Source organism: Bradyrhizobium sp., from assembly GCF_049691595.1.
GTDB lineage: Bacteria > Pseudomonadota > Alphaproteobacteria > Rhizobiales > Xanthobacteraceae > Bradyrhizobium.
This window is the reverse complement of the sequence record NZ_JBAVNZ010000055.1, coordinates 1-14,356: the sequence shown is the minus strand read 5'-3', so window position 1 is coordinate 14,356 and position 14,356 is coordinate 1. Positions and strand designations below refer to the sequence as shown.

General features: G+C 63.3%; 8 protein-coding genes and 1 pseudogene. 1 reads left to right on the top strand and 8 read right to left on the bottom strand.

All coding sequences use genetic code 11. The annotated features are described in order from the left end of the window. From WCE35_RS02400 to WCE35_RS02385, 4 genes are all read right to left on the bottom strand, one after another. Positions 1-176 (bottom strand): GTP-binding protein (locus WCE35_RS02400; RefSeq protein ID WP_424591740.1); only part of this gene is annotated, 176 nt, incomplete at its 3' end. A 31-nt stretch (positions 177-207) separates the two neighbouring features. Beyond that, on the bottom strand, positions 208-678 hold the full coding sequence (rpsG, locus tag WCE35_RS02395) for a 30S ribosomal protein S7 (RefSeq protein ID WP_424591739.1): 471 nt from the start codon (positions 676-678) through the stop codon (positions 208-210). A gap of 15 nt (positions 679-693) precedes the next feature. Further along, complete coding sequence (gene rpsL, locus WCE35_RS02390; RefSeq protein WP_424591738.1) at positions 694-1,065, bottom strand: 30S ribosomal protein S12; 372 nt, start codon at positions 1,063-1,065, stop codon at positions 694-696. Between the two features lie 670 nt (positions 1,066-1,735). Next, a complete protein-coding gene (locus WCE35_RS02385) occupies positions 1,736-2,875 on the bottom strand; it encodes a GNAT family N-acetyltransferase (protein ID WP_424591737.1) in 1,140 nt (379 codons plus the stop codon). Between the two features lie 166 nt (positions 2,876-3,041). Between WCE35_RS02385 and WCE35_RS02380 the strand changes: the two genes are divergently transcribed. Further along, complete coding sequence (locus WCE35_RS02380) at positions 3,042-4,253, top strand: FAD-dependent oxidoreductase (protein ID WP_424591736.1); 1,212 nt, start codon at positions 3,042-3,044, stop codon at positions 4,251-4,253. A 37-nt stretch (positions 4,254-4,290) separates the two neighbouring features. Here WCE35_RS02380 and WCE35_RS02375 read toward each other — a convergent pair whose 3' ends face one another. The 4 genes and pseudogenes from WCE35_RS02375 to WCE35_RS02360 all read right to left on the bottom strand — a co-directional run. Further along, positions 4,291-6,294, bottom strand: a complete 2,004-nt coding sequence (locus WCE35_RS02375; protein ID WP_424591735.1) for an ABC transporter ATP-binding protein — start codon at positions 6,292-6,294, stop codon at positions 4,291-4,293. A 117-nt stretch (positions 6,295-6,411) separates the two neighbouring features. Further along, on the bottom strand, positions 6,412-8,466 hold the full coding sequence (locus WCE35_RS02370) for an FAD-dependent oxidoreductase (protein WP_424591734.1): 2,055 nt from the start codon (positions 8,464-8,466) through the stop codon (positions 6,412-6,414). 182 nt (positions 8,467-8,648) lie between these two features. After that, positions 8,649-12,848, bottom strand: a complete 4,200-nt coding sequence (gene rpoC / locus WCE35_RS02365) for a DNA-directed RNA polymerase subunit beta' (RefSeq protein ID WP_424591733.1) — start codon at positions 12,846-12,848, stop codon at positions 8,649-8,651. A gap of 158 nt (positions 12,849-13,006) precedes the next feature. Beyond that, positions 13,007-14,356, bottom strand: a pseudogene (locus tag WCE35_RS02360) (DNA-directed RNA polymerase subunit beta); the annotation flags it as partial.

Genomic DNA, 14,356 nt, shown 5'->3' with positions numbered 1-14,356 from the left:
CGCTCCTGCTCCTGCTCCATCCAGTCCATCGTCGCGGCACCTTCGTGCACTTCGCCGATCTTGTGGCTCTTGCCGGTGTAATAAAGGATGCGCTCGGTGGTCGTGGTCTTGCCGGCGTCGATATGCGCCATGATACCGAAGTTTCGGTAGTCCTCGATGGCATGTTGGCGGGGCATGGGTTGTTCCTTAAAATCCGTTGTTTCGCCGTTACCAGCGATAGTGCGAGAAGGCGCGGTTGGCTTCCGCCATCCGGTGCACATCTTCACGCTTCTTGACGGCGTTCCCCCTGCCATTCGATGCGTCCAGCAACTCGGCCGAGAGCCGCTCCGTCATCGTCTTTTCGTTGCGCTCGCGCGCCGCGGTGATGATCCAGCGAATGCCGAGCGCCTGCCGGCGCACCGAGCGCACTTCGACCGGTACCTGATAGGTGGCGCCGCCGACGCGACGCGACCGAACCTCGATGGTTGGCATCACGTTTTCCAGCGCCTGCTCGAAAATCGGCAGCGGGCCCTGCTTGGTCTTGGTCTCGATCAGTTCGAGCGCGCCATAGACGATGGTCTCGGCGGCAGACTTCTTGCCGTCGTACATGATCGAGTTCATGAACTTCGTAATGACGATGTTCCCGAACTTCGGATCCGGGTTCACTTCACGCTTTTCGGCAGAGTGGCGGCGAGACATCTGGTCTGTTCCCGATTATTTCGGACGCTTGGCGCCGTATTTCGAACGACGCTGCTTACGGTTCTTGACGCCCTGGGTATCGAGGACGCCGCGGAGAATGTGGTAGCGCACGCCGGGCAAATCCTTGACGCGGCCGCCGCGGATCATGACCACCGAGTGCTCCTGAAGGTTATGGCCTTCACCCGGGATGTAGCCGATCACCTCAAAGCCATTGGTCAGCCGCACCTTTGCGACCTTGCGAAGCGCCGAGTTCGGCTTCTTTGGGGTCGTGGTGTAGACGCGCGTGCAAACGCCGCGCTTCTGCGGCGACTGCTGCAGCGCCGGCACCTTCTTGCGCGACTTCTGTACCGCACGCGGATGTGCGATCAGCTGGTTGATCGTCGGCATGTCAGCCTTCATCCTTTAGTTCATGCGGAGCCCCAAGACGGCTCCGCCAATTCTTCCCGGGACCGGCCGTCCCGTCCGGCCCGCCCCGCGCGGAAGAGACCCACGCAAAGCGAAATCGCGCCAACCACTCATCGCTGAGCGGAAAGCGCTTCGACGCCACAGAGGACCGCGATCAAGACCGATCAGCGTTCGCTGTTCGGCCCGCACCCGAGGTCATGCATCCGAGTTCACTCTCCAGAGGACGTCTCAAAGAGGACGCGCTCAAGAGAACCAAAATCGTCCTGGCATTGCCTAGCTATGATCGACAGCGTTTGAGCGGCATTCGTCGAGGTTGGTGCCCATCCCGGTTCCGAAAAAGCTGGAAGGGTGTTCCGTTCCGACGTTGGCGTTGCTCACCGCCTGTCGTTAAGTGGCCGCGTTTTATAAGCGGTGGATAGCCAAGTCAAGGCGAAACGACAGCGACAGCAGGGCTTCAGCCGCAGGCTGAGTGCGCGAGCTCCACATGCGACCCACGCCAAGGCTCCCGCGTTTTCCGGCCGCGCGTGAATTCTCGGCGGGACGATCATGTCGCCTCCGCCGGTGGAACCAGCACGCCTTGAGGTCAGCCCTTGGCCGGGATCGGCAAACACGGGCTGGAACAAACAAGGGTGGTACTATTATCCGGGTATAATCAGGCCTGGCGGGTGGCTGGGACCAGCTTTTTGGCGGTCGGCACCCCCAACCGGCCCCGCAACCGGTCGCGCACGTCGCGCAAGCGTTCATATCCAAGCTGCCGGCCGGCTTCCATGTGGTAACGCAGCGATTTGGCCGGGCCGATATCGACCAGCAGATCGACCATGGCCCGCCGCCCCGCCCAGAGCTGGGCCATGAAACTGGTCTCCGCGGCGCAGGAATTGATCGCGAAAATATCCGGCCCCGCGAACAGCTCGTCCGTCACGCGATCGATCAGCAGGGTGCCGGGCGAATATTTGGCGTAGCGGGCGTCGAATGCCGTTTTCCAGGTGTAGGCCGTCGCCCCGCAATACATCAGGACCTGGGCGGCGACCGCCTCGCCGTTGACCCGCAACAACGCCACCGACGCGTCTTGTCCGGCCGCAAGCTCTCGCAGCAATTTCCTGACAAAGGCGGCATCCCCGGGATCTGACAAGAGCGCGGTCCCCCGGGCGCCCTTCCAGCTGGCTTGTTCCAGCGCCAGGAAGGTTTCAAAAGCCTGCCCGGCGCCCGCGGGCGTTCGCTCGTTGATGACGTCGACGGCGCCAAGCGCGGTCAGCCGGTTCCAGTCCTGCCGCAGCTTTTTCCGGGTCGAGCCGGCGCGCTTGACGCCGAACTCGCGGGTCACGAACGGCCGCGCATGTTCGCAAAGCACGAGCGGCTTGATGCCGCGCCCGGCCAGCACTTTCAGCATCGCAGGATAACTCGGACATTCGGCGTCGAACGCCTTCATGCTGAGCACATTCGGCAGCGACGAGGTCGCTTCGATCGCCACGAAGAACGCCGCAATCACCTCGTCGACAAAGGCCGGGTCGATGACGGGGCTGGACAGAAAGGCGTAATTATACGGCAGCGCTTCAAGAAACACCGGCCAGAACGGCGCGACCTTGCGCAACTGCATCGCCCAGACGCCGACCAGCCTGCGCGACTCGGCGCCCTGCTCCCAGGCCAGCATCATGCGGACCTCGGCCAAATCCGCCTCGCACACAGCCTTCAGCGCGGCAGGATTCATGAAGACATTCGACGACGCCCGCCGGACCAGATCGTCCCATTGCGGGCCGATGGCCAGGTTTGGTGAATCGATCGTTACCGAAACCATCGAATGAATGCCCTTGCGCCAGTTTCGTCATCGCGGCGGATCGTGTTCCCGCGACATTGCTTTTCGGTTAAGTCGCACGGGTTTTGGCGGTGGCCCCGGCCTTTCCTTCAAGCTTTATTTGCTTCTTGCGGCGCAAGGATAGGCCGTTCGATCAGAGGCTTAAGGCATGCGCTACACGGATGTTGCAATCGTCGGCGGCGGGCTCGCCGGCTCGATGGCCGCCGCGATGCTGGGACGCGCCGGCATCGCGGCCATCCTGGTTGACCCGCACCCCGTCTATCCGCCGGAACTGCGCTGCGAGAAGATCGGCGGCGAGCAGCTCGAGCTGTTGCGCAAGACCGGACTGGCCGAGCCGACCTTGCGCGCCACCACGCTCGACGGCGAAGTGTGGGAAGCGCGCTTCGGCTACGTCGTCGCCAAAAAACCCAGCGACCAGCACGGCATCATGTACGACACGCTCGTCAACACCGTCCGCGCGCAAATTCCCCCCGGCGTGGAAACCATTTTTGCCAAGGCTTCCGGTATCGCCTGCGGCGACGAGCGGCAGAAAATCCAGCTCTCAGGCGGCGACGAAATCTCGGCGCGCCTGGTCGTGCTCGCCAACGGGCTCAACATCGGTCTTCGCCATTTGATCGGGGTCGAGCGTCGCGTCATCAGCCCATGCCATTCGATCACGCTTGGCTTCGACGTCGAGCCGGTCGGCCGCGCCGCGTTCCGTTTTCCCGCGCTGACCTACTGGCCGAAGCGATCGCGCGAGCGGATGGCCTATCTCACGCTGTTTCCGATCGGCGGCGCGATGCGCGCCAATTTCATGGTCTATCGCGACATGACCGATCCGTGGTTTCAGCAATTCCGGGAGGCGCCGGAGCAGACGATGTGCGCCATGATGCCGGGCCTTGAGCGCATGATGGGCGAGTTCAGGGTGCGCGGGCCGGTCAAAATCCGCCCCGCCGATCTCTATGTCACCGAGGGCCATCTTCAGCCGGGCGTGGTGCTGGTCGGCGATGCCTTCTCCACCTCCTGCCCCGCCGCCGGAACCGGCACCACCAAGGTGTTCACCGACGTCGGGCGGCTGTGCAATGTCTACATCCCGGCCTGGCTTTCGACCAACGGCATGGACGCGCAAAAGATTTCGCAGTTTTACAACGATCCCGAGAAGGCGGAATGCGAGGCGCGGTGCCGCTCGAAAGCCTACCACCTGCGCGCGCTATCGATCGACAACGGCATCGCGTGGCGCGGGCGCCGCTGGGCACGATTCCTGGCCCGGCTGGCTCATGGAACGGCGCACGCCATCCGCAGGCGGCTTCTGGACCGGTCGACTGCACCACATCATGCAGCAGGATCGGCCGGGCAGCCGCAGCACGGCAGGCCAGCCTGACGGCGTCGACGGGGCCGCCGAACCGGCTCTCCCGAACTCACGCCTCGTCGTCATCCTCATCGTCGTCGTCTTCGTTGGCGTCGTCGGCCTGACCGGCCGGGTTATGCGGCGCATGGCCCTGGTCGTCCCAGAGCTTGCGGTAGGCGCCGTTGGCGGCGAGCAGTTGCTCGTGCGAGCCGCGCTCGATCGCCTTGCCGCCCGATATCACGATGATCTCGTCCATATCGACCACCGACGTCAGGCGGTGGGTCGACCAGATCATGGTGCGGCCCTCGGCCACTTTCAGCAGCGTGCGGTTGATCGCCGCCTCCGTGGTCTGGTCGAGCGCGGATGTGGCTTCGTCGAGCAACAGCAGGGAAGGATTGCGGATGATCGCCCGCGCGATCGCGATGCGCTGGCGCTGGCCGCCGGACAGCGTGTCGCCGCGCTCGCCGACCGGGGTGTCGTATTTCTGCGGCAGGCTGACGATGTAGCGATGGATCTCCGCCTTGCGCGCGGCCTCCTCGACCTCTTCGTCGGTTGCGCCTTCCTTGCCGAGCCGGATGTTCTCGCGGATCGACATGTTGAACAGCATGTTCTCCTGGAACACCACCGCCATGCTTGCGCGGAGCGATTCGCGGGTCACCCGACGGATATCGACGCCGTCGATGGTGACGCGGCCCTCGTCCGGCACGTAGAGGCGCAGGATCAGATTGAGCAGCGTGCTTTTGCCGGAACCGCTGGGGCCGACGATGGCGATGCGCTTGCCGACATTGAGCTTGAGGCTGAAATTGTCGAGCACCGGCGCCTGGCTGCCTTCGTAGCGGAAGGTCACGTGGTCGAAGGTGATGTCGTTGGTGATGCGCGGCAGGTCCGGCGCGCCCGGGCGGTCGGCGCCGCGGGTTGGCTCGTCGAGCAGCTCCTGGATGTGGCGCACCGCGGCCGCCGACTGGATCGACACCGGAATGAAGTGCATGAGATGGGCGATGTTGTAGGACACCTCCCAGAACGCACTCTCGAAGGTGACGAAGGTTCCGATGGTGATCTGGCCCTTGGTGGCGAGGTAGGCGCCGATCGCCAGCACCACGAGGTGCAGCAACAGCACCGAGATCGTGACGGTGCGCTCGACCATGGTGGACAGGAACACGGCAGACGCGGTCTTGATCCGCACATCCTGGTTGCGCATGGTGAACCAGCCGAGGGTCCGGCGCTGCAGGCTGAACGCCTTGACCACCGCCTGCGCCGCGACGTTTTCCTGCACCATGCCGAGCAGCGCCGATTCATTGAGCTTCTGCTCGTAATTCGCCTGCACCGCCTTCGGCGTCAGGATCCGCGGCCCGATCAGCGTGATCGGAAACACCAGGAGAGCGACCGCCGCCAGTTGCCAGTTCAGGAACAGCATCAGGATGATGCCGGCGATCAGTTCGAAGAAAGGCAGCGCGGCGCTGTTGGCAAAACTCTTGATCGAGCCTTCGAAGGCCGAGAGGTCGATCGAGAAACGGGAGAGGATTTCGCCGCGCCTGGTACGGGCGAAATACGCCGACGGCAGGTTCTGGACGTGCTCGAACAGCCGGGCCCGCACGTCCGAAATCACGCTGGCCGCGAGCCGCGCGTCCCATCGCTCGTACCAGACCGCGATGATCGAGGTGACGATGCCGGCGACCGCGAGCACGCCGAGGATCTTGTACAGCGCCTGAAAATCCTCTTCGCCCAGCGCGTCATCGATCAGGAATTTCAGGCTGAGCGGCATGATGACGTTGAACAGCGTCTCGACCAGGACGCCGAAGCCGACGAATGCCAGCAGCTTCTTGTAATTGGTCAGGAACGGCTTGACGAATCCATAGATGGTCGCGAGCGCGCCGGCCGCTTCCTTGGCGGTAAAAACAACGAGGTCCTCGTCATCATCATCGTCATCGCGCTCGAGCGCGTCGTCATCGTCATCGGTTGACGAGGCCGCCGCCTTGCCGCCGGGATCGGGCGCGGCGGCGGGCTTCTTCTCGAGCTCGACATCATCCGCCGCGGCAGGATCCCGATCATCCGATGACGGAGGCTTTGGCGCCATGAAACCAACCGATGCTGCACGGCCGGCATGACCGCAAATCGAACGCGGTAGCGCAAAAACACTACCCCGCCGATCCTATGCGATCATGACGAATTCGGCAAAACAATTGGCTGTCGATTAGTCCTCGGTTTCGACCTTGTCAAAGAACGAATAACGCAGGCTGTCGGAGTCGGCATACCACTGCCCGGGTCCCTTGTTGGCTGCGAGCGTCGCCGCCCACAACGCATCGGTGCAGTCGCGGCGATGCATGGCGAGGTCGAATCCGTTACCGAAGAACAATTCCGACCATTCCCACCAGGTGCCGAGTTTCTTGACCCCGCGCAGCAGGTCGTAGCGGTCGATCAGCGCCGGCGCCATGTCCGATGTCACCGAGCCGAATACCAGGCCGGTCTTCACCACGCGGTTCAGTTCGCGCACCGCGCGCGCCACCTGCTTGTCGCCGAGATGGCACAGGCTGGTCTCGAACACGAAGTCGAATTCGTTTTCCTTGAACGGCATATCGACGATCGAGCCGAGCTTGTTGAACTTCTTCAGCGCCTTCGGCGTCCTGGCGTGAATGAAGCGATTGTTCTCGATGCCCCATGCATCCACGCCGCGCTCGCGCAGCGCGCCGACCAGTTCGCCGCTGGCGGAACCCGCGACCAAGAGCTTGTAGCCTTTCGCCCTGCCCCACACGATCCTGATCAAATCGGTCAGGTAGGCCGGATCGGTGAATTGGCTCCAGACCTCGCTATAGGGACCCAGTCCGCGATATCTTTCGAAATAATCGCGGTCGATCCTGTCGGACAGCGGCCTCGCCTGCTGCGCGCGGGCGCGGCGCAGCCGCATCATCTCGGTGAGAACGATGTCGGTGGCGGCATCGGAGGAATCGAGCAGCCCGTTCAGCGTGGAATCGAACAGATAGTCGCCGACCACGACGATCCCCGGATGTTGCTTCGGCTCCGGCCGGTGATTGGTCATGACGTCGCGCACCGGCATCCCGCCCGGCAGCGCGTTTACCGACGACAGCCAGCGGTGGATCTTGCCCTCCAGGAAATGCTCACGCGCATCGCCGAACGCGGCCGGCAGCGACTTCAGCGCCGCATCGACCAATTCCTGGTCGCCGAGATTGGCGAACGCCAGCGCGTCGGAACCGGCGATCAGCCAGTTCAGGACGCCGTGCTTGCCGACGTCGTGCCGCGCCCCTTCGTTATAGACGCAGCAGCCGCCGAATGCTTCCGACATGAACCAGGCGCCGGGGATCTTCTCGCCCCAGAACGGCTCGTCGAACAGGATCGAGACGCGCAGATAATGCGCCGGCTTGTCGAAGTAGGCGATGTGCCTGACCATCGACTTGCGCAGCGCTTCGCCGTCCCAGTGCATGGTGGCGAGCCAGGAATGCGGCAGGCACATCAGCACGAGATCGAAGTCCCGCGTCTCCGGCCCCTTGCCGTTCATCATGTTGAGCTGATAGCGGCCGCTCCCGGTCTTGCCGACCTTGAGAACCCGGTGATTGAGCTGGATATCCGCATCGACCTCGGAGCGCAGGCACTCGATCAGCTGCTCGTTGCCGTTCTGGATCGAATACAGGCCGATATAGCCGTCGATATCCATCACGAAGTTCTTCAGCGCGTTCAGCCCGTTGGTATTGTGGGCTTCGGTCGCGATATCGGAACGCGCCATCACCTTGAAGAAGCGTTTTGCAACCGGATCCTCGACCTCCTCGTCGAGCAGCTGTTCGCAGGTCTTGTAGGCCCAGGGATGCTCGTTGTCGTGGGCGCCGACGCCTTCGTAATATTCGATCGGCGATACCATGTCGCTGCAGCGCTTGCGGAACGCCTCGATCGCGGCCGCGGTCTTCGTCCCATATTTGCGGCGCATGCCCGCCACGTCGTCGAGCAGCTCGCCGTCGAGCTGGACCTGCTCGGCGTCCATCGGAATCGTCTGCAGGCCGAAATGCTGAATCAGTTCGCGCAAGGGATCCGGGCCGGTCATCGAGTAATCGTAGATCTCGGCGACGCCGGCCTCGTAGGTCGCGGGCGCGGAATCGAATTTGCGCGTGACGATCTTGCCGCCGATGCGGTCCGACGCCTCGTAAATGGTGACGCGGCAGAGGTCGCCGAGTTTCCGCTTCAGATACCAGGCGCTCATCAGCCCGCCGGGGCCGCCGCCAACGATTGCAAGATCGAGCATGTGGGTTCCGTCGTCTTCCGGGCAGCCCGCGCAGCAGCCGGTCTAAGTCAGCCTAGCAAAAGCGCTTTTCACCCTGAAGGAAAGATGAACAAAGCGGGTTCCTGCATCGCAACGGTGAAAGAAAGCAGCAAAAAGGCCGGCTTTCGCCGGCCTTTTTTCATGAACCGTAGATTTACGGAGGCTTACTCCGCCGGCGGCAGCGCCAGCGGCTCGACTTCCGGAGCGGCCGGCACGATCGCCGCCTGCCTCTCGCGCTCGTCAAGGATCATCTTGTCGCGCTTGACCGCGACTTCGCGGATCTTGGCCATCGAGGCGCCGGTGCCCGCCGGGATCAGCCGGCCGACAATGACGTTCTCCTTGAGGCCCTCCAGCGGGTCGACCTTGCCGTTGACGGCGGCTTCGGTGAGCACGCGGGTGGTCTCCTGGAACGAGGCGGCCGAGAAGAACGAGCGGGTCTGCAGGCTCGCCTTGGTGATGCCGAGCAGAACCGGCGTTCCCGTAGCGATCTTCTTGCCCTCTTCCTTGGCCCTGGCGTTGAGCTGGTCGAACTCGATCTTGTCGACCTGCTCGCCCGAGATCATGTCGGTCTCGCCCTGGTCGGTGATCTCCACCTTCTGCAGCATCTGACGGACAATCACCTCGATGTGCTTGTCGTTGATCAGCACGCCCTGCAGCCGGTAGACCTCCTGGATTTCGTTGACCAGATAGGCGGCGAGTTCCTCGATGCCCTTGATCGCCAGGATGTCGTGCGGCGCCGGATTGCCTTCGACGATGAAATCGCCCTTTTCGACGATATCGCCGTCCTGCAGATGGATGTGCTTGCCCTTCGGGATCAGGTATTCGCGCGGCTCCTCGGTCTTGTCGATCGGCTCGATCGAGATGCGGCGCTTGTTCTTGTAGTCGCGGCCAAAGCGGATGGTGCCCGCGATTTCCGCGATGATCGCCGCGTCCTTCGGCTTGCGCGCCTCGAACAGTTCGGCCACCCGCGGCAGACCGCCGGTGATGTCGCGGGTCTTGGCGCTCTCGGTGGAGATACGCGCCAGGATATCGCCGGTCTTGACCTTGGCGCCGACGTCGACCGACAGAATGGCGTCGACCGACAGCATGTAGCGGGCATCGCCGCCGCGCGCGAGCTTCAGCACCTTGCCATCCTTGCCCTTGACCACGATGGCCGGACGCAGATCGCCGCCGCCCCGCGTCGTGCGCCAGTCGATGACGACGCGCTTGGCGATACCGGTGGATTCGTCGAGCGTCTCCGAGATCGACTGCCCCTCGACCAGGTCCTCGAAGGCGATGGCGCCCTCGACCTCGGTCAGAACCGGCCGCGAATACGGATCCCACTCCGCGATCCGCTGGCCGCGCTTGACCGTGTCGCCTTCGTCGACGTGCATGCGCGCGCCGTACTGAATGCGGTGGGTCGCCCGCTCGGTGCCGTCGGAATCGGTGATCGCAACCACCATGTTGCGGACCATCGCGATCAGATGACCTTCGCTGTTCTTGGCGATCGCCTTGTTCTTGATCGTCACCTTGCCGTCGAAATTCGACTCGACGAACGACTGCTCGTTGATCTGCGCCGCGCCGCCGATGTGGAACGTGCGCATCGTCAACTGGGTGCCGGGCTCGCCGATCGACTGCGCGGCGATGACGCCGACCGCTTCGCCGTGGTTGACCGGCGTGCCGCGGGCCAGGTCGCGGCCGTAGCACTTGCCGCAGATGCCGTTGACGAGTTCGCAGGTCAGCGCCGAGCGGATCTTCACTTCCTGGATGCCGGCCTGCTGGATGGCGTCGACATGGATCTCTTCCATCAGCGTGCCGCGCTTGACCACGACCTTGTTGGTCGCGGGATCGCGCAGATCCTCGCCCGCGGTACGTCCGAGGATACGGGAAGCCAGCGAAGCGACCACGGTGCCGGCATCGACGATCGCGCGCATCTTGATGCCGAGCTTGGTGCCGCAATCGTCCTGGGTGATGATGCAGTCCTGCGCCACGTCGACCAGACGCCGCGTCAGGTAGCCGGAGTTCGCGGTCTTCAACGCGGTGTCCGCGAGGCCCTTGCGGGCGCCGTGGGTCGAGTTGAAGTATTCGAGCACCGACAGGCCTTCCTTGAAGTTGGAAATGATCGGCGTCTCGATGATCTCGCCCGAGGGTTTCGCCATCAGCCCGCGCATGCCGGCGAGCTGACGCATCTGCGCCGGCGAGCCGCGCGCGCCCGAATGGGCCATCATGTAGATCGAGTTGATGTCGGCATCCGCGCCCTTGGCGTTCTTCTTGGTCGAGGAGATTTCCTTCATCATCTCCTTGGCGATTTCCTCCGTCGCCTTGGACCAGGCGTCGACCACCTTGTTGTACTTCTCGCCATGGGTGATCAGGCCGTCATTGTACTGCTGCTCGAAATCCTTCGCCAGCGCGCGCGTGGCCTCGACGATCTTCCATTTGCCGTGCGGCACGACCATGTCGTCCTTGCCGAACGAGATGCCGGCCTTGAACGCGTTGTAGAAGCCGAGCGCCATGATGCGGTCGCAGAAGATCACGGTCTCCTTCTGGCCGCAGTGACGGTAGACCTGGTCGATCACGCCGGAGATTTCGCGCTTGGTCATCAGCTTGTTGATGACGTCGAACGAGATCTTCGGCGACACCGGCAGCACGTTGCCGAGCATGACCCGGCCCGCGGTGGTCTCGATCCAGCGCCTGACCTGCTTGCCGGTCTCGTCGATGCCCTCCCAGCGGTACCTGATCTTGGTGTGGAGGTGGATGACCTTCGAATGCAGGGCATGCTCGAGTTCGGCCATGTCGCCGAAGATCTTGCCCTCGCCGGGCAGGCCTTCGCGCATGATCGACAGATAATAAAGACCGAGCACGATGTCCTGCGACGGCACGATGATCGGTTGGCCGTTGGCCGGGTGCAGGATGTTGTTGGTCGACATCATCAACACGCGCGCCTCGAGCTGCGCCTCCAGCGACAGCGGAACGTGCACGGCCATCTGGTCGCCGTCGAAGTCGGCGTTGAACGCCGCGCAGACCAAAGGATGCAGCTGGATCGCCTTGCCCTCGATCAGCACCGGCTCGAACGCCTGGATGCCGAGGCGATGCAGCGTCGGCGCGCGGTTCAACAGCACGGGATGCTCGCGGATCACCTCGTCGAGAATATCCCAGACCTCGGGACGCTCCTTTTCGACGAGCTTCTTCGCCTGCTTCACCGTGGTGGACAGGCCCTTGGCGTCGAGCCGCGAATAGATGAACGGCTTGAACAGCTCCAGCGCCATCTTCTTCGGCAGGCCGCATTGATGCAGCCGCAGTTCGGGGCCGACCACGATCACCGAACGGCCGGAATAGTCGACGCGCTTGCCGAGCAGGTTCTGGCGGAAGCGGCCCTGCTTGCCCTTCAGCATGTCGGCCAGCGACTTCAGCGGACGCTTGTTGGCGCCGGTGATGACGCGGCCGCGGCGGCCGTTGTCGAACAGCGCGTCGACGGCCTCCTGCAGCATGCGCTTTTCGTTGCGGATGATGATGTCGGGGGCGCGCAGCTCCATCAGCCGCTTCAAGCGGTTGTTGCGGTTGATGACGCGGCGGTAGAGATCGTTGAGGTCGGAGGTGGCGAAGCGGCCGCCATCGAGCGGCACCAGCGGACGAAGGTCCGGCGGAATCACCGGCACCACGGTGAGGATCATCCACTCCGGCTTGTTGCCGGAATAGCGGAACGCCTCGACGATCTTCAGGCGCTTGGCGAGCTTCTTGTGCTTGATGTCGGACTCGGTCTCATGCATCTCCGCGCGCAAGGACGTCTCGAGCTTCTCAAGCTCGAGCCCCTTCAACAGCTCGCGGATTGCCTCGGCGCCGATCATGGCGGTGAAGGAGTCCTGGCCGTACTCGTCCTGCGCCTTCAGGTACTCGTCTTCCGACAGCAACTGACGGTCCTTGAGCGCGGTCAGGCCGGGCTCGAGCACGACGTAATATTCGAAGTACAGAATCCGCTCGAGATCCTTCAGCGTCATGTCGAGCAAGAGGCCGATGCGCGAGGGCAGCGACTTCAGGAACCAGATGTGGGCGACGGGCGCGGCCAGTTCGATATGGCCCATGCGCTCGCGCCGGACCCGCGACAGCGTCACTTCGACCGAGCATTTTTCGCAGATGATGCCCTTGTACTTCATCCGCTTGTACTTGCCGCACAGGCACTCGTAGTCCTTGATCGGCCCGAAGATGCGGGCGCAGAACAGGCCGTCGCGCTCCGGCTTGAAGGTGCGGTAGTTGATGGTCTCCGGCTTCTTGATTTCGCCGTAGGACCAGGACAGAATCTTCTCCGGAGATGCGATCGAAATCCGGATCTGGTCGAAGACCTGGGCCGGCGTCGTCGGATTGAAAAGATTCATAATCTCTTGGTTCATGGTCTTCTCCTTGACCGGTGCCTCGTGTCCCGGATGCGACGCAGCGCGTGAGCGGGGCGTTGCTGATCCGCGACCCAGCGGGCCCGCAGAAAAATTTCTAGGTCCCGGGTCCGCCGCGCAACACGTCGTGCTGCGCAGCGCCCGGGACGCGAACTACCTTACTCGGCCGCCTCGGATGTCGTCGCCGGGCCGACCTTGGAATTGTGCAGATCGACGTTGAGGCCGAGCGAGCGCATTTCCTTGACCAGCACGTTGAACGATTCCGGGATACCGGCCTCGAACGTATCGTCGCCGCGCACGATCGCCTCGTACACCTTGGTACGGCCGGCGACGTCGTCCGACTTCACGGTCAGCATTTCCTGCAGCGTGTAGGCCGCGCCGTAAGCTTCCAGCGCCCACACCTCCATTTCGCCGAAACGCTGGCCGCCGAACTGCGCCTTGCCGCCGAGCGGCTGCTGGGTGACGAGCGAGTACGGTCCGATCGAACGCGCGTGGATCTTGTCGTCGACGAGGTGGTGCAGCTTGAGCATGTAGATGTAGCCCACCGTCACCTTGCGATCGAAGGCGTCGCCGGTCCGGCCGTCATAGACGGTCGACTGTCCCGACGCGTCGAGGCCGGCAAGTTTCAGCATCTCCTCGATGTCGGCTTCCTTGGCGCCGTCGAACACCGGGGTCGCGATCGGCACGCCATGGCTCAGATTGCGGCCCAGTTCCACCAGCTCGCCGTCGTTCAGCGATTTGATGGTTTCATCGTCGCCATAGATCTTCTTCAGGGTCTCGCGCAGCGGCTTGAGATCGTGCCTCTGGTAATAGGCGTCGATGGTCTGGCCGATGCGCTTGCCGAGGCCCGCGCAGGCCCATCCAAGGTGGGTTTCCAGAATCTGCCCGACGTTCATGCGCGAGGGCACCCCGAGCGGATTGAGCACGATGTCGGCGTGGGTACCGTCCTCGAGGAACGGCATGTCCTCGACCGGAACGATCTTGGACACCACGCCCTTGTTGCCGTGACGGCCGGCCATCTTGTCGCCGGGCTGGATCTTGCGCTTCACCGCGACGAAGACCTTGACCATCTTCATCACGCCGGGCGGCAATTCGTCGCCGCGCTGCAGCTTTTCGACCTTGTCGAGGAAGCGCTGCTCAAGGCCCTTCTTCGATTCGTCGTACTGCTTCCGCATCGCCTCGATTTCGGCCATCAGCTTGTCGTTGGGGGATGCGAACATCCACCACTGCGAACGCGGATGCTCATCGAGCACCGCGCGCGTGATCTTGGTGTCCTTCTTGAAACCCTTCGGACCGGCGATGCCCTGGCGGTTTTCCAGCAGCTCGCCGAGGCGGCTGTAGACGTTACGGTCGAGGATCGCCTGCTCGTCGTCGCGGTCCTTGGCCAGACGCTCGATCTCTTCGCGCTCGATCGCCAGCGCACGCTCGTCCTTGTCGACGCCGTGGCGGTTGAAGACGCGGACTTCGACGATCGTGCCCTGCACGCCCGGGGGCACGCGGAGCGAGGT

Excerpts from the sequence above, each read along its gene's own strand:
- rpsG (WP_424591739.1), bottom strand. The coding sequence starts at position 678 with ATGTCTCGCCGCCACTCTGCCGAAAAGCGTGAAGTGAACCCGGATCCG.
- rpsL (WP_424591738.1), bottom strand. The coding sequence starts at position 1,065 with ATGCCGACGATCAACCAGCTGATCGCACATCCGCGTGCGGTACAGAAG.
- WCE35_RS02385 (WP_424591737.1), bottom strand. The coding sequence starts at position 2,875 with ATGGTTTCGGTAACGATCGATTCACCAAACCTGGCCATCGGCCCGCAA.
- WCE35_RS02380 (WP_424591736.1), top strand. The coding sequence starts at position 3,042 with ATGCGCTACACGGATGTTGCAATCGTCGGCGGCGGGCTCGCCGGCTCG.
- WCE35_RS02375 (WP_424591735.1), bottom strand. The coding sequence starts at position 6,294 with ATGGCGCCAAAGCCTCCGTCATCGGATGATCGGGATCCTGCCGCGGCG.
- WCE35_RS02370 (WP_424591734.1), bottom strand. The coding sequence starts at position 8,466 with ATGCTCGATCTTGCAATCGTTGGCGGCGGCCCCGGCGGGCTGATGAGC.
- rpoC (WP_424591733.1), bottom strand. The coding sequence starts at position 12,848 with ATGAACCAAGAGATTATGAATCTTTTCAATCCGACGACGCCGGCCCAG.